The organism is Microcoleus sp. PH2017_09_SFU_O_A (assembly GCF_020738625.1).
Classification (GTDB): domain Bacteria; phylum Cyanobacteriota; class Cyanobacteriia; order Cyanobacteriales; family Microcoleaceae; genus Microcoleus.
In genome coordinates this window covers 1-18,845 of record NZ_JAEQCF010000055.1, presented here as the reverse complement: position 1 = coordinate 18,845, position 18,845 = coordinate 1, and the positions used below count along the sequence as shown (strand labels likewise).

26 protein-coding genes and 3 pseudogenes are annotated in these 18,845 nt (G+C 44.8%); 24 read left to right on the top strand and 5 right to left on the bottom strand.

The annotated features are described in order from the left end of the window. Window positions 1–2 precede the first annotated feature (2 nt). The 5 genes from ndhD1 (at window position 3) to JGK16_RS20515 (ending at window position 2,978) form a co-directional block, all read left to right on the top strand. Entirely contained in the window at window positions 3–1,589 is a 1,587-nt protein-coding gene (gene ndhD1, locus JGK16_RS20535) for a photosynthetic/respiratory NAD(P)H-quinone oxidoreductase subunit D1 (RefSeq protein ID WP_293192213.1), read from the top strand. A 164-nt stretch (window positions 1,590–1,753) separates the two neighbouring features. After that, window positions 1,754–2,335, top strand: coding sequence for a DUF6000 family protein (locus JGK16_RS20530; RefSeq protein ID WP_293192211.1), 582 nt, complete (start codon window positions 1,754–1,756; stop codon window positions 2,333–2,335). A gap of 47 nt (window positions 2,336–2,382) precedes the next feature. Further along, window positions 2,383–2,646, top strand: a complete 264-nt coding sequence (locus JGK16_RS20525; RefSeq protein WP_293192209.1) for a hypothetical protein — start codon at window positions 2,383–2,385, stop codon at window positions 2,644–2,646. Further along, a complete protein-coding gene (locus tag JGK16_RS20520; protein ID WP_293192206.1) occupies window positions 2,630–2,797 on the top strand; it encodes a hypothetical protein in 168 nt (55 codons plus the stop codon). Before JGK16_RS20525 ends, JGK16_RS20520 begins: the two co-directional genes overlap by 17 nt. Further along, a complete protein-coding gene (locus tag JGK16_RS20515) occupies window positions 2,781–2,978 on the top strand; it encodes a hypothetical protein (protein WP_293192203.1) in 198 nt (65 codons plus the stop codon). The genes JGK16_RS20520 and JGK16_RS20515 overlap by 17 nt, the downstream gene beginning before the upstream one ends. Window positions 2,979–3,125: 147 nt before the next feature. Here the strand turns inward: JGK16_RS20515 and JGK16_RS20510 are convergent, their stop codons facing one another. Continuing rightward, on the bottom strand, window positions 3,126–4,043 hold the full coding sequence (locus tag JGK16_RS20510; protein WP_293192200.1) for a LysR family transcriptional regulator: 918 nt from the start codon (window positions 4,041–4,043) through the stop codon (window positions 3,126–3,128). A gap of 85 nt (window positions 4,044–4,128) precedes the next feature. Between JGK16_RS20510 and JGK16_RS20505 the strand changes: the two genes are divergently transcribed. From JGK16_RS20505 to JGK16_RS20460, 10 genes are all read left to right on the top strand, one after another. Next, on the top strand, window positions 4,129–4,506 hold the full coding sequence (locus JGK16_RS20505; RefSeq protein WP_293182542.1) for a hypothetical protein: 378 nt from the start codon (window positions 4,129–4,131) through the stop codon (window positions 4,504–4,506). Window positions 4,507–4,576: 70 nt separating this feature from the next. Continuing rightward, a complete protein-coding gene (locus JGK16_RS20500; RefSeq protein ID WP_293192198.1) occupies window positions 4,577–5,281 on the top strand; it encodes a DUF4079 domain-containing protein in 705 nt (234 codons plus the stop codon). A gap of 15 nt (window positions 5,282–5,296) precedes the next feature. Continuing rightward, window positions 5,297–5,650, top strand: coding sequence for a cupin domain-containing protein (locus tag JGK16_RS20495; RefSeq protein ID WP_293192196.1), 354 nt, complete (start codon window positions 5,297–5,299; stop codon window positions 5,648–5,650). A 149-nt stretch (window positions 5,651–5,799) separates the two neighbouring features. Continuing rightward, the gene (locus JGK16_RS20490) at window positions 5,800–6,846 is read left to right on the top strand and encodes a DMT family transporter (RefSeq protein ID WP_293192194.1); all 1,047 of its coding nucleotides are present in this window, start codon (window positions 5,800–5,802) and stop codon (window positions 6,844–6,846) included. A gap of 22 nt (window positions 6,847–6,868) precedes the next feature. After that, window positions 6,869–7,429, top strand: a complete 561-nt coding sequence (locus JGK16_RS20485; RefSeq protein ID WP_293182534.1) for a DM13 domain-containing protein — start codon at window positions 6,869–6,871, stop codon at window positions 7,427–7,429. A 74-nt stretch (window positions 7,430–7,503) separates the two neighbouring features. Beyond that, window positions 7,504–7,980: an ester cyclase gene (locus tag JGK16_RS20480; protein WP_293192192.1), complete on the top strand. Its 477-nt coding sequence runs from the start codon at window positions 7,504–7,506 to the stop codon at window positions 7,978–7,980. A gap of 24 nt (window positions 7,981–8,004) precedes the next feature. Further along, the gene (locus tag JGK16_RS20475) at window positions 8,005–8,466 is read left to right on the top strand and encodes a GNAT family N-acetyltransferase (protein WP_293192189.1); all 462 of its coding nucleotides are present in this window, start codon (window positions 8,005–8,007) and stop codon (window positions 8,464–8,466) included. A gap of 94 nt (window positions 8,467–8,560) precedes the next feature. Then, window positions 8,561–8,983 (top strand): ester cyclase, encoded by a 423-nt coding sequence (locus JGK16_RS20470; RefSeq protein WP_293192186.1) that lies wholly within the window; start codon window positions 8,561–8,563, stop codon window positions 8,981–8,983. A 59-nt stretch (window positions 8,984–9,042) separates the two neighbouring features. Next, entirely contained in the window at window positions 9,043–9,372 is a 330-nt protein-coding gene (locus tag JGK16_RS20465; protein ID WP_293192183.1) for a TfoX/Sxy family protein, read from the top strand. Next, complete coding sequence (locus tag JGK16_RS20460) at window positions 9,369–9,761, top strand: VOC family protein (RefSeq protein WP_293192181.1); 393 nt, start codon at window positions 9,369–9,371, stop codon at window positions 9,759–9,761. Before JGK16_RS20465 ends, JGK16_RS20460 begins: the two co-directional genes overlap by 4 nt. A 62-nt stretch (window positions 9,762–9,823) precedes the next feature. On the opposite strand, the pseudogene JGK16_RS20455 reads toward JGK16_RS20460, so the two are convergent. Then, window positions 9,824–10,159 (bottom strand): annotated as a pseudogene (locus JGK16_RS20455) (response regulator); the annotation flags it as partial. Between the two features lie 75 nt (window positions 10,160–10,234). Next, window positions 10,235–10,531, bottom strand: a pseudogene (locus JGK16_RS20450) (helix-turn-helix domain-containing protein); the annotation flags it as partial. 183 nt (window positions 10,532–10,714) lie between these two features. Here JGK16_RS20450 and JGK16_RS20445 point away from each other — a divergent pair. The 9 genes and pseudogenes from JGK16_RS20445 to JGK16_RS20405 form a co-directional block, all read left to right on the top strand. Then, window positions 10,715–11,632 (top strand): SMP-30/gluconolactonase/LRE family protein, encoded by a 918-nt coding sequence (locus JGK16_RS20445; RefSeq protein WP_293192178.1) that lies wholly within the window; start codon window positions 10,715–10,717, stop codon window positions 11,630–11,632. Between the two features lie 15 nt (window positions 11,633–11,647). Then, window positions 11,648–12,208, top strand: a complete 561-nt coding sequence (locus tag JGK16_RS20440; protein ID WP_293187077.1) for an antibiotic biosynthesis monooxygenase — start codon at window positions 11,648–11,650, stop codon at window positions 12,206–12,208. Between the two features lie 177 nt (window positions 12,209–12,385). Next, window positions 12,386–13,042, top strand: coding sequence for an SDR family NAD(P)-dependent oxidoreductase (locus JGK16_RS20435; RefSeq protein ID WP_293187076.1), 657 nt, complete (start codon window positions 12,386–12,388; stop codon window positions 13,040–13,042). 244 nt (window positions 13,043–13,286) lie between these two features. Continuing rightward, window positions 13,287–13,757 (top strand): SRPBCC family protein, encoded by a 471-nt coding sequence (locus tag JGK16_RS20430; protein WP_293187075.1) that lies wholly within the window; start codon window positions 13,287–13,289, stop codon window positions 13,755–13,757. Between the two features lie 64 nt (window positions 13,758–13,821). Further along, entirely contained in the window at window positions 13,822–14,724 is a 903-nt protein-coding gene (locus JGK16_RS20425; RefSeq protein ID WP_293187074.1) for an AraC family transcriptional regulator, read from the top strand. Window positions 14,725–14,915: 191 nt separating this feature from the next. Further along, complete coding sequence (locus JGK16_RS20420) at window positions 14,916–15,359, top strand: DUF6640 family protein (protein WP_293187073.1); 444 nt, start codon at window positions 14,916–14,918, stop codon at window positions 15,357–15,359. A 168-nt stretch (window positions 15,360–15,527) separates the two neighbouring features. Further along, complete coding sequence (locus tag JGK16_RS20415) at window positions 15,528–16,169, top strand: isochorismatase family protein (protein ID WP_293192176.1); 642 nt, start codon at window positions 15,528–15,530, stop codon at window positions 16,167–16,169. Window positions 16,170–16,501: 332 nt separating this feature from the next. Continuing rightward, window positions 16,502–16,966: a DUF6640 family protein gene (locus JGK16_RS20410; protein WP_293192174.1), complete on the top strand. Its 465-nt coding sequence runs from the start codon at window positions 16,502–16,504 to the stop codon at window positions 16,964–16,966. 23 nt (window positions 16,967–16,989) lie between these two features. Continuing rightward, window positions 16,990–17,640: pseudogene (locus JGK16_RS20405) on the top strand (NADPH-dependent F420 reductase); the annotation flags it as partial. An 89-nt stretch (window positions 17,641–17,729) separates the two neighbouring features. Here the strand turns inward: JGK16_RS20405 and JGK16_RS20400 are convergent. Both JGK16_RS20400 and JGK16_RS20395 read right to left on the bottom strand, forming a co-directional pair. Beyond that, window positions 17,730–18,332 (bottom strand): GAF domain-containing protein, encoded by a 603-nt coding sequence (locus JGK16_RS20400; protein ID WP_293187226.1) that lies wholly within the window; start codon window positions 18,330–18,332, stop codon window positions 17,730–17,732. 39 nt (window positions 18,333–18,371) lie between these two features. Continuing rightward, window positions 18,372–18,740, bottom strand: coding sequence for an SDR family NAD(P)-dependent oxidoreductase (locus tag JGK16_RS20395; protein WP_293192172.1), 369 nt, complete (start codon window positions 18,738–18,740; stop codon window positions 18,372–18,374). Window positions 18,741–18,845 lie beyond the last annotated feature (105 nt).

The window sequence follows — 18,845 nt, the reverse complement described above, 5'->3', positions numbered from 1 at the left end:
CAATGGATACAGCTAACTTTCCCTGGTTAACAACAACAATTCTGTTTCCCATTGCTGCGGCATTGCTAATTCCTTTGATTCCCGATAAGGATGGCAAGACGGTGCGGTGGTATGCACTAATTGTGGGTTTGATCGATTTTGCCCTACTTGTTTACGCTTTTTGCACTCAGTACGACTTCAGCAATCCAGACTTGCAACTGGTAGAAAGTTATACTTGGGTGCAGCAACTTGATTTAAATTGGTCAGTCGGTGCTGACGGTTTGTCAATGCCGTTGATTTTGCTGACAGGTTTTATTACTACCCTGGCGACTTTAGCAGCTTGGCCGGTCACACTTAAACCAAAGCTATTTTACTTTTTGATGCTGACAATGTACGGCGGGCAAATCGCAGTTTTTGCCGTGCAGGATATGTTGCTGTTTTTCCTGGTTTGGGAACTAGAATTAGTCCCGATTTACCTAATTTTGTCCATCTGGGGTGGCAAAAAGCGCCTCTACGCAGCAACTAAGTTTATCTTGTACACGGCAGGCGGTTCGCTGTTTATTTTGGTTGGCGCCCTGACAATGGCGTTTTATGGCGATACAGTGACTTTCGATATGCGGGCGATCGCAGCCAAAGAATTCGCCCCCAATGTAGAATTGCTCTTGTACACAGGTTTCTTAATAGCCTACGGCGTCAAACTGCCAATTTTCCCCCTGCACACTTGGCTCCCAGACGCCCACGGCGAAGCAACCGCACCCGCCCATATGTTGCTAGCAGGAATTCTGCTGAAAATGGGCGGCTACGCCTTACTGCGGATGAATGCGGGAATGCTCCCCGATGCTCACGCTACCTTCGCACCCCTCTTAGTAATTTTGGGTGTAGTAAACATTGTTTACGCCGCCTTAACCTCCTTTGCTCAGCGCAACTTGAAGCGCAAAATTGCCTATTCTTCGATTTCGCACATGGGGTTTGTGCTGATTGGGATAGCTTCGTTTACCGATTTGGGAACGAGCGGCGCTATGCTGCAAATGGTTTCCCACGGTTTGATCGGGGCGAGTTTGTTCTTTATGGTGGGTTGCACTTACGATCGCACGCACACCCTGATGCTCGACGAAATGGGCGGAGTAGGCAAGAAAATGCGTAAGGTTTTCGCCATGTGGACAGCTTGCTCTATGGCATCTTTAGCTTTGCCGGGAATGAGCGGTTTTGTCGCAGAATTGATGGTATTTGTAGGCTTTGCAACCAGCGACGCTTACAATCCGGTGTTCAAGGTTTGCGTGGTATTTCTGGCTGCTGTTGGCGTAATTTTGACTCCGATTTACCTGCTGTCGATGCTGCGGGAAATCTTCTACGGTTCTGAGAATAAGGAATTGGTGGAACACGAAGAATTGGTGGATGCAGAACCGCGAGAAGTGTTTATTATTGCTGCGCTGTTAGTGCCGATTATTGGCATTGGTTTGTATCCGAAGATGCTGACTCAGGTTTACGATGCGACGACTGTTCAGTTGACTGCAAAGTTGCGGGATTCAGTGCCATCTCTAGTGGCTAAGGCTGCTACGGATCGAACTGTGTCTCTGCGCGCTCCGGCGATCGAGCCGAGTAAGTTATAATTTGAACTGGATTTAGGAATAAAACCCCCAAACTTGATTTTTAAAATGGTTTGGGGGTTTTCTATTTTTGTTGGGGCTGGAGCTTGTCTATTAGAGGTTCGCGTCAATTTGCGATGATGTTATCTTTGAGATGTTTAGTCTTAACAATTTCCTACTCAAACACAATGACAGACTATATTAGAGAGCATTTTGTCAAGCCACTTTATCTCAAGGTTTTACACGGTAACTTTTTAGGGATTGGCAAAGATGTAGATGCATTTGTGGACTCGACAAAAGTTGCTCTAGATGAAGTAAATGACGAAGAACTGATCCAGATGTATAACGGTTGTTGGAGGCATACAATTACTGCAAGTTGGCTTTGTGGAATTGGGCGCTTTTCCCAACATCTCAATAAAATTGAAACTTTGCTAATTCCAAGCCGAACTTGTTATGCAGGACAATTTCATTGTTTTGCATTAGCTCGTTTTGACGATGCTGAGTCGGTAAGAATTTTGCGATCGTATCTCGACACCTACTTACCCGTTGGCGATCGAAAGTATGACCAAGAATGGGCTATTGGAGCATTATGGTGGTTAGATAGCAGGCATGGAACAGATTATGCACAGGTTTATCTAGAAAACCCCGATAATTGGAAAATGAGATATCGAGACCAAGAGTATGGGACACTAAGCGCAGAGGAAGGAATTCTTCACTTTCAAAAGGTTATGGACTTTGTAGACAAATATTTCCCAGAATTTACGGCGTAGATAGCTCCGCATTTGCTAAAATAGAAGCACTAACCAAACTGCAACTCATGCTAAAAACCATTGAAGGCATTTATCATAATGGGCAGATTCAGCTAGCCTCGTTACCACAAGATATTAGCGATCGCTCTCAAGTTCTCGTCACCTTTCTCGATCCAAACAAAATAGATCCAATTAAACTGCGCCAACTGATCGATCAATTGGAAACAATTGCAGGTATTCAGCAAGGCTTCGAGGAACTCAACGCAGGACTTACTCGCCCTATCGAAAATTTTGTCCAAGAAATGCAGCAGAAATATGACATTTCAGGTTGAAATTACCCCGATCGCCTCTTCTGAGATTGAGCAAGTCTACCGCTGGTATCGAGAGCGCAATCCCGATTTTGCCGATCGCTGGTTTCGAGGTTTGATGAATGAAATCGCAACACTCCAAGAAAAACCTCGGCGCTGTGGCGCGAGCCGTTGAAAGCGAGATTTTTCCTGAAGAAGTTCGGCAGTTACTTTATGGGAAATCCAAAAACATTTACCGGGTCTTGTTTGCGATTCGAGATACTACGGTTTATGTATTGTATGTCCGCCATAGCGCTCGATCGCCCTTAACGGCAGATGACTTGAATGAACTAGAAGGTGGAGTTGAGAATTTTTAGGAACCGATCGTGCCTCGATCGTCATACCCAAGACTTCAAAATTACCAATCGATCGCCGTAAAATTCGGTGGGATAGCCCTTTTCTTTTTTAGTCTTAATTGTTCTTGTTTCTATAATTGCCAGAAGAGAATAGAATACTAATTAATCTCAAACCCACGGATCGAGCTTAAATTCTGCCTCTAAAAAATCAATAAAACAAGTTATTTTTGCTGGATAAAAACGGCTGCGACGATATACCCCATTAATTGGTAACGGAGTTGGTTGATAATCCTCCAACACAACCTTGAGATCGCCCCGGTAAATTTCATCACCAAACATCCAGACCGGCGCTACCGCAATCCCCAAACCCGATAACACTGCTGCTCGAATCGCCACAGAACTATTAGTTTGAAAACAACCCCCAACTTGCACCTTGATAGTGCCATCTGTTCCTTGAAAATGCCATTCATTGCCTGTTGACAGATGCGTATAGACAATACAATCACGATCCACTAAATCATCCGGTGTTTGAGGTTCTCCCGCTTGCTCAAAATAGCCTGTTGTTGCCACTGTGACGCGGCGAGTCGTGCCAATGCGATGGCTAATCAGGGAACTATCGGGACGATTACCAATGCGGATCAACAGGTCTAATCCATTCTCTACAATGTCCACAAAACTATCGGCCATCATCAGATCGATCTTGACATCGGGATAGCGTTTCATAAAGGCTTTTAAACGGGGGACAATCTGCTTTTCCCCAAACAGCACGGGACAGCCCAATCGCAAAATACCTGTTGCTCGTTCTTTTCCTGTTAAACTGGCCTCCGCTTCGGCGACGGTTTCCAAAATTTGCTGACAGTATTGATAGTATCTTTTCCCCTCCTCAGTCAAACTCAAGTTGGTAGTTGAACGAGTGATTAATTGTACCCCCAGATATTTTTCCAGAGCGGCGATTTGCTTGCTAATTGTCGGTTGCGTCGTCTGTTGTTCCCGCGCTACGGCCGAAAAACTCTTCATTTCGATCGCCCGAACGAAAGTCTGCATACAGGCAATTCGATCCATACCGTACCTATTCCAAAATGGCATATAGTATATTCTATTATGCCTCCTTCTCAAAAAAATTGAAATAGATGATGATGTTCGCATCAACCATTCTCACCAAAAAACGAAGATGTTAAAACTCAAATCCCTCAGTCCTCTGTTCGCCACCCTCGCTATTGCTAGCGCTATCAGTGCGGGAGATGTAGCTGTACATAGCTTTTTGCCAAAATTCCAAAATACGGCAATAGCAGCCCCGGAAATAACGGTTCAGGAAAAGATCCAGATTATTACTAAAAGTAAAGGACAAGTTGGTAGTGGCGACCAATTGCGACGATTTTTCTATGGTGATTTATTACCATTAGGAGTACAACCCGGTGGGGCAGGCATGGTGGTCAATCTCTACAACAAGGCCAACAATGTTACCTTCTCTTACTGTGCAACCTTTGATGTTGTTGTCGCTGTGAAACAAGGGAGAGTAGCGAGTTTTCCCGCCGCTGAAGTGAAGTAATTTGCCTGTTCCCTTGCTGAGTGTAAGTAAGGGAAAATTCGCGATATATATAATTGAATGGATATTTAACATGGAACTTCAAGACTTCTTTGCATTGTTACATCCGGCGATCGCCATTATCGTGGTTTTTCCCTTAATCGGCATTGTGGTGAATCGCGCCCTACTCACCCGTCAACGTCGTCTGCAAGTTGCCGGTGGCGAAAAAAGTAAAATTCCGCCCGTAGTAGGTTCCGAGCACGTAGCGATCGGTAGTTGGTTGAGCGGCTCAGTTGTAGGGGTTGCCCTACTGGGAATGGCCTATCCCATTTTTTCAAAAATGCTCAGTAACGACACCTTGACCAAAGAACCCTTTCGAGTCTTTTTTGCGATCGCCATTTTCCTGTTAAGCATTGCTTCTTTCACGCTAATATTTAAGGCAAAAGTTAAACTATGGCGAGGCATTTTTGCCACTTTTACGGGAATGGGATTGATGATTTTAGGGTTTCAACCAGAAATCTTTCGTCGAGATAATGAATGGTTTGTTTCCCATTACTACTACGGTATTACAGCCGCTTTATTAATGATTTTTTCAGTGGCGATCGTCCAAGATATTTATCAGGATAGACAAAATCGCTGGCGCACCGCTCATATTATTCTCAATTGTTTTGCTCTACTGCTGTTTATCGGTCAGGGAATGACTGGTACAAGAGATTTACTAGAGATTCCCCTCCATTGGCAATCACAATACATTTATCAATGTGATTTCACCAATAAAACCTGTCCGCAACCCAAATAAAACGGTAATTTTCAAATGATGAAATCAAGAGTTTTTCCCCTGGAAGCTGATGTGCGTTTCTCGGATGAATCTGCTACGGTGACTGAAATTATTAAGACTAAAAATGCTAGTATCGCTATTTGGGGAGTCAAGCCTGGGCAAATTGTAGAAGCTCATTGTCACCCGGATGGACAAGATACCTGGGTGATGCTACGGGGCGCTTTGACGTATTATTTAGGGAATGGTCAAAGCCAAAGCTTGAATGCTGGTGAAGTTGCGATCGCAGACAAAAATCAGATTCATGGTGCAGTGAATGACAATAGTGAAGATGCTGTGTTTATCTCCATTTATTCTGCTCCCCAAATTGGCTATGAAAAGGCATCACCTTAAACTAATTTAATGTAAAGTTTTATAGTTTAAATGAGTCGTGAAACTCTCTTCTGTTTCGGTTTTTCGCGTTCTTCGCGTCTTCGCGGTTCGTTTAAAATTTTTGAATTATTGCCTGAATTCATTTTATAAAATCAACATCAATAAAAAGAATGAAAGTTGCCAATAAAGTGCATATAATTTTAATGAAAGTTCCTGCCCCGATGTATCTTGGCATAGCTGTTTTGATTTTTGCAACTTCTAATTCTGTTACTAAAAAAATAGTTGAGATTGGTCAAAATCATGCGATCGATGGCAGAAATCCCATCTCACTGTGCAATGTTTTATTTGTGGGTAATATCTGTGCTTTGGGGTTAATGACTCTAATTTTTCATCAAGATTGGCAACCGCAGACTCTGAAAGCTTTGACTGGTAAAGATTGGATTAGTTTAACCATTACAGGTATTTTGTCGGGGGCGATCGTTCCTGCGTTAATTTTTCAAGCCCTCGGACAGACAAATATTACTAATATCGTGTTAATTGGGCGTATCGAACCAATTTTAACCCTGGTGTTGGGTGTTTGGCTGTTGGGATCGCGGGTCAATTTTTGGGCAAGTGCAGGGGCTCTGGTTTCCTTGGCTGGGGTGATAGTGACTGCTTTTTTAGGGAGTTCAGGGCCGATGATGACGATGGCTGGATTTCAAATTGGAATAGGAGAAATTTGTGTGGCGATCGCAGCGATCATTGGTTCCATTGCTACCGTCGTTGGTAAACTGCAATTACAATCGATTCCCTTGGGAATTTTTACAATTTATCGCAATATTCTGGGGACGGTAATTTTTTTCCTATTGGCTAATCTCCTTTACGGGCCAAACCATTTTGCAGAAGTGTTATCTCCTTTTCTGTGGCAATGGATGATAATCTATGCGGCGGTTATTGTCGTCCTGGGTCAATTATGTTGGTTGGCTGGTTTAAAAAATGCAACTTCAACGGAACTCAATTTAGCCAGTTTATTGAATCCAATTGCAGCTATAGTTATGGGATATTTAATTTTAGGGGAAGCTCCTACTTTAGCTCAATATTTAGGGGGAAGTTTGTTGTTTGTGGGGATTGTCTTGGGTTTTATTGGCAACCTATATGAGGCTAAAATAAATCGAGAATTAGTTAACCCCAGTCCTCGCGAGGCAATGTCAACGGCGATCGGTTTCCGGGGAGTTTAATGTTTTAAGGAGGAAGCTTTTTATGAAACGCCGCTATTTCAACTTTGCTAGTATTACCTTTGTGTCAACAATTGCGATCGGCTGCATCAAAACCGCTGGCGATCGAACTGCTATTGCGTCATCCGGTACTTCTGAAACAATGCCAACGCCTGTGGCAGCTTCCCCTCCAACTAAGCCAGTGACGACACCCGCAAGGGCTCAAGCCGCAAAAGTTCTAACTTCTGGCACTTTTGTCGATGGCGAACACCCCACAAAAGGCACTGCCCGCATTGTCCAGAAAGGGGATGAGCGCATTCTGGAACTCGATCGAGCATTTCAAACCTCAACGTCTGGTCCTGATTTGGTCGTGATTTTGCACAAATCGCCCGATGTTATTGGCTCGACAGTTCCCCCAGCCTATCCCATCAAGAAAGGGGACTATGTGTCGATCGCGCCACTCAAGTCATACAGCGGTGCTCAAAGCTATGTGATTCCTGCCAGCATCAACTCAGAAGATTTTGCTTCGGCGGCAATTTGGTGTCGCAAGTTCAATGCCACCTTTGGTGCTGCCAGACTTCAGAGATTGAGTTCCGCAAGGCTCTGACCAATAATTTCTTGATGCTACAAGAAAGAGGATTTATCCGTGGAATCAATCAAAAATCAAAAATCAAAAGTCGAATGACTGACCAAAACAAAGCAATCGTTCTCCAGTTCTACAAAGCTTTTGACGATCGCAAAATGGAACAAGCCTTAGAACTGTTAGCGCCGAATTTTATTGCTCGCATGGCCGGAATGCCAAAGCCATTAAACGGGGAGGAGTTCAAGCAGTTCGGGATGTCGTTTTATCTAGCTTTCAGTCAGGGTGAACACGTTTTTGATGAGGTCATAGTTGCAGGTGATAAAGTGGTGACGTGCGGAAAATTCACAGCAACACACCTCGGAGAATTTCAAGGTTTGCCACCCACGGGAAAACAAATTAGCTTAGCTGTTATGCACATCGATCGCATCGAAAACGGCAAAATCGCGGAGCATTGGGGCCAGGGCGATGCACTGGGATTAATGCAACAGTTAGGGATTGTATTCTTGCCTGGGCCAAAGCTAATACCGCACATTTTGAGAGGTGCTGTGTCTAAACTGTTTCAGAAATCTGCCTAGATTTGCATACCCACGGAGTTTGCTATGATTCGATCGATCGCGCCCGATGACACGACTGCATTAATCGCCTTAGTTGAGGCAATTGGATTCGAGCCGCACGAGACCGAAGAACTCGCCCTCATGCTGGCAGACCACTTCGACGGCAAAAATAGCCAAGACATCTGGCTCACCGACGATGACGACGGGCTGGTGGGGGTCGCCTATGTTGCGCCGGAACGAATGACCGAGGGGACGTGGAATCTATATCTAATTGCCGTCCACCCCGATCGTCAGCAGCAAGGACGCGGTGCAGCACTGCTAGCCCACGTCGAACAGATGTTAGCGCAGCGCGGCGATCGCGTGCTACTTGTGGAAACATCGGGACTGGAGAGCTTCGAGTACGTTCGATCGTTCTACCGCAAGAGCGGTTACGACGAGGAAGCACGAATCCGCGAGTTCTACAAGGCGGGCGAGGACAAGATCGTTTTCCGTAAAGCGCTGAACTAACTTGTTGCATAATCAACGCCTACGTCGATAAAATCATTCAGACTTTTGAAATTGTATACTGCCCTATTAAGGACTAATCTCCGGAGAAAAACCGATGAACGAATCTGATAAAAACAAGCAGATCGTCCAGAACTTTATCCAAGTGGTTTGGAACGGTCGCGATCTCTCGGCATTGAAAGATTTCTGGGCAGAAGATTGTGTAAACCATGCGATGCTAGGAACAGACAATCGCGGTCTTAATGCGCTGCGGATCTATCATGATTCATTCTTTGATGATTTTTTCTCCGCTTTCCCCGACATCGAGATTGAGATCGTGCAGCAGGTTGTCGAAGGCGATCGAATCGCGACATATATCACTAGCCAAGGTACACACAGTGGCACGTTTTATGGCACTCCACCAACAGGTAAAACTATTTCAACATCCGTAATCCGGATCGATCGCGTTCGAGACGGAAAAATTGCCGAACATTGGTCTGTTTCCGATGCGGCAGGTTTAATGCAACAACTTCAATCCTGAATTCCAGCAATTTGAGAATGTGTTGTCTACATTCGCTAGGAGAATATATGTCCTCGGACTTGAACTTTGTTGAATATATTCTGGATCAAATAAACCAAGCGGGGCAAGTCTCTTTCAAAAAAATGTTTGGCGAATATGCGATCTACTGCGACGAGAAAGTCGTCGCGCTTGTTTGCGATAACCAACTGTTCATAAAGGCGACTGCTGGTGGGCGATCGATGATTGATAGTATCGTAGAAGCCCCCCCATACCCAGGTGCAAAACCATACTTTCTGATTGGAGAACAGCTTGACGATCGGCATTGGATGTCGAATCTTATTCGTTTGACAGCAAGTGAGCTTCCGGCCCCAAAACCAAAGAAATCAAAGTTCAAAAAGGCAAAAATATGAAATTTGGTTACACCATTATCTACGTCTCGTCGGTTGCAGATGCACTGACCTTTTACAAGGAGGCATTCGGCTTTGAAACGCGCTTTTTGCATGAGTCTGGCGAGTATGGCGAGTTGAACACGGGCGAAACGGTTCTTGCTTTTGCCTCCCATGCGATGGGTGAAATGAATCTTGACGGACATTATCAAAAAAGCGATCTCAGTGCTACACCCTTTGGAGTTGAGCTGGCGTTTGTCGCCGATGATGTAGCATCTGCCTATACCAAGGCAATTGCTGCTGGAGCGGTTTCTGTCAAGGAGCCGACCATAAAGCCTTGGGGTCAAGTGGTTGCATATGTTCGTTCTAGAGAAGGGTCATTAATTGAGCTTTGTTCCCCGATCAGCGCATAACAACGCCCATGCACACCGACCGTAAAAACTTAATCGGCGTTGATTGGGAATATTGGGCTGCTTTAGTTATCTACTAGCGACCCAGTTAAACTAGCTAGAGAGCAAACTAATTCTGCGATATCCACAGGCTGAGTCAGACAAATCTGGAAACCAGAGCGAAGAGCTTGCCGACGATCGCCAGAACTTGCAACAGCGATCAGTGCGATCGTGGCAATTTGCTTGCCTTGCGCTGACTCCAGCTCTTTGATTTGATGAACGAGCGTGTATACTTGGTCGTCTGGCATATCTGTGTCAATGACTAAGGCTTGAGGTTGTGTTAGATCGAAAGTCTGTAGCGCCTCGATTGTGGAGGTAGCGATCGCTACTTGTACCCCGTGAGATTCCAGTTCCGATCGCAAAAAACCTCCCATTTCTGGACTAACAATAAGAACGCGCAAGCCTGTCAAATCCCGTAAACCAAACTTAAATTCAGGCAGTTGATTTTTTCCCCATTCACACATTAACTCGATGATCGGGCTGAGAGTTTCACCTAAAGGCGTGATGGAGTATTCTACTCGTCGAGGCATCTCACGATAGGCTTCTCGATCGATCAAACCATCTTTTTCCAACTCCCGCAATTGCTGCGTCAAAATTTTTGCGGAGATTCCAGGAATAAGATGTTTCAGTTCTCCAAAGCTTTTCCTGTGCTGCCTTAGCCACCACAGAATCACACTTTTCCACTTTCCACTAATGCGTTCAATCGTCAGCTCAACTGGACATCCAAATTTCATAGGTAAAACATTTCCATTAGTATCCATTTGGTAACTATAGATGTGACTGTGCTACTCTCGATTCAGCGTTGGGTGAGTGCCCTTCGCGCAAATAATATCGAAGTCTCGTCGCACTGTCCATTCTTTTCAGTGTCTGACCAACTTGTGGATTGTCTGACTATACTCGAAAAAGGAACGATCGCAATGTCTACACCAATTGGATTACCGCCTATCTTTGAAAGCACTCCTATAGAGTTGGTGCCAAGCCAACAAATCGCTGAATTTCCTGCCAATACATTTCTAGAAAGTATTGCGATCGACTCTGACAATACGTTATTTATTGCCAACCATTTTGAAGGAAAGATCGTTCGCATCGGGCAAGATCGAATCCCCGTAACTCATGCCACGATCTCAGGTAAGGCAGCAGGTCTAGCTTTTCTGTCAGAAACAGAACTATTGCTGACAGGTTGGAATCAAGACGGAATTTCCACCATCTTTAAAGTTTCATCTCAAGGTTCAGTAGAAACTTTACTAACAATGCCAGATGCAATCTTCCTGAATGGAATCACGCATTTGACTGGTAGTCGCTATGCGATCGCTGATTCCTATCGAGGTGCGATTTGGGAATTAGATGTAGCCCAAGTCAGCACTCGCATTTGGCTCGAACATCCTTTGTTGGCGCGAACCTCCGCAGAGCAAGAAATTCCCGGAGCTAATGGACTCAAAATCTTTAACAATGTGCTTTATGTATCGAATACCCAAAAGCAGCATATTGTTCGGATTCCGATTCTCGAAGATGCTGAGCCAGGGGAACCAACAATTTTTATCGATCGCGTAAACATTGACGACTTTGCCTTCGATCGCAACGGTAATCTCTACGGCACTACACACATTTATAACAGTGTGGTCAAGATTACACCAGATGGTAAAATAACCACGATCGCCGAAGCAGAACAAGGAATGGCAGGAACTACAGCCTTAGCATTCGGTCGTACTGGGCGCGATCGCACCAGTATTTACGTGGTAAGCAACGGTGGTATGTCATATCCATTGCCATCAGGAATTGAGTCGGCAAAAGTTGTACGTCTAGAAATTGGTGCTGAAGGATTACCGCTAATCTAGTTGGAAGTTTTTTGCATGAATCCATTGAATCAATCTGACGATCCTCCAGTAACTGTTGATATTCTGCAACAAGTCAAGCCTGGTTGTGAGGATGAATTCGATCGAGTTTTGAGCGATATATTAGTCGCTGCTGCGGCATTTGAAGGACATTTGGGAGTGAATATCTTCCGTTCAAGCGATCGCAGCAACCGAGAATATCGCATCGTCTTCAAGTTCGACCATTTGAGTAATTTGACCAGTTGGGAAAATTCTCCAATTCGTCATCGGCTTTTGGAACGAATCAAGCGGCTAACTGTTAATTCCAAGTATCAACGGCTGACGGGGTTAGAGACATGGTTTACCTTGCCAATTCAAGGGGCGATCGTGCCACCGCCCCGTTACAAAATGGTACTCGTTACTTGGCTAGTGATTTTTCCATTGATTAACATCATTCCACCCTTCTTAAATCAATTGCTTTTTCCATTGCCAACTTTGTTACGCAGTGCGATCGGTGCAGCTTTCATGGTTTCGTTAATGACCTACATCATCATGCCACGGGTGACAAAGTTATTTGCTAAGTGGCTCTATCCAAAGTAGAATACTCTTAAGTTCATTCATGAACTAAGGTCACGATGAAACCACTTTGTACGGATTGCCAAAAGTCGATCGAATGTCAAGGCTATCTACGATAGGATGATTGGCAACATTAGAATTTGAGCTGTTGATGACACTCATTATCACACCGATAATTTTGAAGTAAATTCGGGTAAAAAAATGAATCAACCGATATGTGCGATCGCTGGATTTGGAGCAGGAGTGAGCATGGGCGTAGCCAAGGCATTTGCCAAGGAAGGCTACAGTTTGGCACTCATGGCTCGGAATTTGGAAAAACTAGAAGTAAATGCTCAAGAACTCCGTCAGGCAGGCTATACGGTTTATACCTTTGCAGCAGATGCCGGGAATCAAGAATCCTTAATTCAAGCTTTTACTGAGATTCGCAAATTGGCAGATCCAGAAGTATTGATTTATAATGCCGCCGTGATGGCGATGGGTAAGCCTAGCGAACTAACACCTGAGAAGTTAATCGCCGATTTTAATGTGAATGTCATTGGTGCCTTGGTTGCAGCACAGCAGGTGATTCCAGCGATGAAAACAAGTAAGAAAGGCACAATCTTGCTCACAGGTGGAGGTCTAGCATTATATCCAGATGCGGATTTAGTCTCTTTGGCGATCGGCAAATCAGGGCTAAGGAGTTTGACATTTTGTCTAGCTCAAGAATTGAAGGAGTTTGGGATTCATGTAGGTACTGTGACTATCTGTGGCACAGTAGAAGTCGGTACGCATTTCGATCCTGATGCGATCGCTAAATCTTATATTGCGCTACACAATCGATCGTCAGCAGATTCTGAAGTCGAAGTGATTTACAAATAATAATTTCTTCTGACAACCCTCAACTACTTTTCAACTACAAAAGACGATGGATACTACAAGTCCAGGAGAGCTGTTTGATATCAAATCCGGCTGCATCGGAATGATATAGAGTCCAAGGCAGTGCCGTTTCCCTACCGCGATGAATTGTAGGGACACGGCACTGCCTTGGACTCTGTCTTCTCCGTTTATATCATTCCGATGCAAACAGATTTGATATTAGATATTACAAAAAGGCGAAGATTTCATGAGCTTACTTTCAGCAACCATTAAGACTACCGTTACAGCTAGTCAAACAGCGGCTTTTGAGCATATTGTGCCTATTGACCTCACTTCTATATTTAAAGGTTATGGGCTGCTACCATCTGTCACGGGGATTAAGAACCAAGTTGGAAATTGGGACATCGCAGGGCAAACCCGCACTGTACATTTATCAGATAATAGCTCCGTCCAAGAGCTACTGACAAAATATGAGCATCCGCGATACTTTAGCTACACGGTTAGCGGTTTTACTGGGGTGCTGGGGTTTCTTACAACTTCTGCGAATGGCGAGTGGTGGTTTAGTATCAACTCATCAGGTCAGACTACGATCGAGTGGCGTTATACATTCAATGCACGGTCTGTTTTAGCGGTTCCAATCCTTTGGTTGATTACCAATTTACTCTGGCGCAACTATATGAATAATGCGCTGCAACGATCGAAAGCACTGATTGAGTAGAATATGACCTAACCAGCGATCGCATTCGGAATCGATCCAAGTCCTTACATCCAGAGTTTATAAAATGCCAGAAAAACAGCCCTTAACTATCGATTTTACTCAGAAAGATGATGTTATGAAAGTTGTCCCCCGATTGCCGCTGCGATCGAGCGAAAATTTGGGCTGGAATGAAATTCATGTTCAACAACATTGTCAACCCGCTTGGGAATCACCTGAATACGCTCACACTACACATATTGTGGTTGTCGGACTCAGTTCGGATTTGGTTCAGACAGAACGTTGGTTTGATGGACGCAGGCAGCAAGAGCAGATTGGCGGCGGAAATAATATTGCGATCGTCCCGGCAATGGTTCAGCATCGGAGCAGTTGGAATCAAGAAGCCTCCTTTTCCGTGTTATCCCTTGAACCCGATCGCTTGACTAAAATTGCCTATGAATCATTTACAACGGAGCGGATCGAACTCATTCCGCATTATGCAATGCAGGATACATTCATCGATCGCATTGGCAAGTCTCTGACAGCAGAACTTATAGAGGCTCGATTTGGCAGTCAGTTATTGGTAGACTCCTTGAAGATCGCACTTTCAATTCATCTGTTGAGGCATTATTCAGATTGGCACAAACCCTTGCGCGACTACCAGGGAGGGATGCCGAAGTGGAAAATGCAACGAGCGATCGCATATATCCACGATCATTTAGCTGAAAATCTAACTATTGCAGCGATCGCCGATGAATTAGAGATGAGTCAATATTATTTCTCACGGTTATTTAAGCAATCGATCGGTGTATCACCCTATCGATATGTAATGGAGCAAAGAATCGAATCAGCAAAACATTTATTGAAAAAAACTCCACTACCAATTTCGATGATTGCCGATCGGGTTGGTTTTGCCAATCAAAATCAATTGACAATCCAATTTCGGAACTTGACGGGTACAACACCTAGCAACTATCGCAAACACTTTTGATGTCCAGCCTCATAGCAAGATTCTAATAAATGGGGCAAGAATCAATGATTAATCCGGATTTTTTCTGACGCGATCGTGAGTCAGCAGAAATCTTTGCTAGGCTTGACTGCGTACTGAGGTACGGCGGAAGATGAACTTTATCGTTTCACTTCCAAACTAAAACGATTCGGGTTAGCTTAAAGGAGACAAAAATGAGCAGAAAGTTGAATTTAAGTAGATTTGCCATCTCTCTCATAGCCGTTATTAGTTCCCTGAGTCCCTTCTTAGCCGATTTCAATGAAACTCATGTTTTCAATCCACTTTGGCCGCCACACGCCAAATTTCATAACGGACAAACGATGACTTTGGGTCTTATTTGCGGGATTATATCGCTTTATTTTCTATGGTTTCGCAAGGTTTCTACTGACATTGAAAACTTAAAGATGTCTTGCTTATTTGCGGCTCTTTACTGGATGGCAATGGCACCAGCAATTCTCTATCCTGGAACGGCATTCGCTGACCCAGAATATGGTGGTCTTCAATCATTTTCATTAGGGGGTTTCCCAATTACACAAGTTCACATGGATTTTCTATTTTTTATCATTTTGGGAATTTGCTACTACACGGAAAGCAATCGAATGAAAAAATCTTCATGAATTTCGTGAAATTTCATGGAACATACTAAGGTTTTCTCAAAGAGCCGGAAAACTTTGGCTGAGGCTGAACTCTAAAACGCTGCGATCGATTTGAGCAATCGCAAGAATCATCTACTTCAAAGCTCAGTTTCAGACTTTATAGATCGTTCAAACAGAAGGAGAATCTCCATGAATTATGAAAAGTTCGAGATGCTTGACGACCAAAATGCCTGTGCGCTGCTGATTGACCACCAAGCAGGATTAATGTTATTTTGCGGTGATATTGACCCAATTCACCTTCGCAACAACTGCATCGCGCTGGCAAAAGTGCTTAAACTGCATAACATTCCGGTCGTGATGTCCGCTGCCGCGTTCGGACCCGCAGGGCCTCTGGGTCCGTTCCTACCGGAAATACTGGAGCTGTTCCCCGACGTACAGCCCATCTATCGCACCAAAATCAATTCGATGCACGATCCACGTATACGAGAAGCGATCGAAGTCACTGGTCGCAAAAAAGTGATCGCGGCTGGCATCACAGCAGACTTCTGTGTTGGGATTCCCGCAAAGACTCTGGCGGCGGAGGGCTACGATGTTCGACTTGTCATGGACGCTTCGGGGAACTATAGCAATCAGGTGCTGGCAGCCTCAACCGCCAACCTGACTCAATACGGCGTGAAGGTAACCAACTGGCTCAGTGTGGCTTGTGAACTTCAACAGGACTGGGCGATCGAGAAGACGGCACAAGGACTGCTGGAGATCTATCGCGAGCATCTGCCGGAGTGGTCTATGCTACAACTTACGTCGGACACCTGGAAATCCTTGCAGAAGTAGTTTTAGAGGTCGATTCTCCGAAACCGAGAAACACGGTCAATGACCCGCCGCTAATACGCAATCGACTTGGAAAAAGGTCGAGAATCGATAGGAATCGATCGCACCGAGTAGGATGCTCGGTCAGAAGCTGTCTTAGTGCGTCAGAACTTTAGTTAATTCTGAACGCTGCGATCGATTTGAACAATCGCAAGAATCACCTAACTGATTCTAGATATTCCGCAAGAAAGGTCTATCTTTTCATCCCATAACCAAGGTATTTTTTCTAGCCAAACCCGATAGTTTCGTTGCGCCTCGTTTCTTATTCCCTAACAATTTAACTGAGGTATATCAGTATGCATCGAGCAAAACTCGCCAGATGGTTGCTTATCACCGCAGCTATTTCCACCCTGACGATACCCATTGGAGTTGATGCAGTTTTGTTAGCAAACGGTCACATGAACAACCCGGCTTGGTTGCCTCACGCCAAACTCCACTGTGCCATGTCTTTCTTTGCGGCTGCCTCGTTGGGAAGTGCCGCTTTAGCAATTTTAAAAGTGCGTCCCACCAGCGATCGCTTTTCAATGGGTTTGGCTGCATTTCTCGGATCTGCGTTCTGGGTTGGGCTAATTGGCGCGGGGTTTTGGCCTGGAACATCCTATGGTTTCCTCAACGATCCGGTTCTGGGAACCGTTCGTGAGCCTGAATTGGGTGGAATCTCGATTTATCCAAACGTTGTGGCAGCACTGCTCACGATTGCGATCGCAGTCGTTGGTTATTGTTTAACTGGGCAGCAAAAATCAATTGAACGATCTAAGTAAAAGTTTGCACATCAAAAAAGGAAAATGAAATGAAAATTGGCATTATTGGTGCTGGCAACATGGGTGCTGGGCTAGGTAAACTTTGGGCAAAGGCAGGACATGAAGTCGTCTTTTCTTACTCACGAGATCAAAATAAGCTGCTTGAGCTGGCAACAGTGGCAGGGGCGACTGCGAAAGCTGGAACGATTCAAGAGGCAGCAGCACAAGACATTATCTTACTAGCTGTTTGGCTGCCAGCATTGGAAGAGGTCATTCATGCGGCTGGCTCTTTGGATGGAAAAATTGTCATTACTTGTGTGAGTGGAATTCAGCCAGACTTCACGGGGCAGACGATCGGTCTAGCGACTGACTTAAAAATTTCTGTTGCTGAAACCATTCAGAAACTTCTACCAAATGCAAAAGTTGTTGAGGCATTCAATACTACATTTGCTGAAATTATTGCTTCAGACTCAAGACAATTCGGTGCTGATTTTCCTAGCGTTTTTTACTGTGGTGACGACGTTGAAGCAAAACAAATCGCTGCAAGTCTCATTGAAGACTGCGGTTACAAACCAGTTAATGCAGGTAATCTTCTGGTAGCACGCACTTTAGAAACCTTAGCAAGTGCATGGGTGCAGTTTGCTGTTGCGAGTCAGCTATTTCCCAACCTTGGGTTGAAAGCTTTGCAACGTTGAGCAGCAGCATAAACCAATCAAATGCAGCGGACGGTTGAGGGTCAATGATACTGAGTTCGAGTCTCGATCTGTCTGCTGCAAAACGGTTATTATCTTCCTGGTGCGTTCTTCCGAAGATTACGCACGTTCCACAGTGTTTCTAATGTCTCTGACACTAACTTCGCAAAGCTGATGAAGTGTTTCTCATCTTCTTCCGTGAACTCCCCTTCGTACTTATCGGATAGTTGTAGCAATCCCCAGTTCATTCCATCTTGTCCGACAATCGGGGCAGCAAGCCAACCTCGCATCGGTGGATGCTTGCCCGCCTCGTTACCAAAACCTTTCCACTCAGGGTGAGCTTCGAGTTCCGCTTGGGTCATTCGTACAGGTTGATTGTGGCGCAATAACCACCCGTGTGTGCCATATCCAGTTGCAGGTGTATCGTATTTTGCCCACGCTGCATACTTCTCTGAGAGTGAGAAGAACTTCCGAATAGAACTCCAATCTTCTTGCACAATAATGGCGATCGCAGATTGATGAGCGCCAATCAGAACTCGGATCAGTTCAACTGCATTCTTCAAAACTCGATTTGCCGCTTCAATGAATTCCTCGTCGATCGCATCTGGGTTTTGAATGACTGGATTTGGCGTTGCACCTGTAACGATATTTTGGAGGTAAACATTTTGATGAGCTTCTGGCTTTACGTCAGACATCGGTTGATTCCTCCTAAGCGCAAAATATGGTTTCCGAAACTACCAAGGAACAGGCTGACCGAGGTGGAAAAAGCCCCCACTTGCTCCATCATCAGAGAGAGTTGCTAGCTGCACACCTGTTTTCGCACCCTCAGTAATATCCATCATTGCGCCGTCACCGCCTAATTCGATTTTGACCCAACCGGGATGAGCACTGTTGACCTTTACGGGTGTGTTTCGTAACTCGTGCGCCAAATGCACGGTAAAAGAATTGACCGCAGCTTTAGAGGCATCATAAGCAAAGGGTTTGGAGTCATAAATGAACGAACTTGGATCGGCGTGAAGGGTCAACGATCCTTCGATACTTGCCATATTGACAATCCGTCCACTTTGGCTCTTTAGAATCAAGGGCAACATGGCTTGAGTCACTTCAACCGGCTCTTCTGGCTTTTTGGTGAAAAGTGTATAATGAGATACTACTAATTGATTTCTACCGTATGGATCTTCATCTTGACAGACTGCTTAATCTACCCG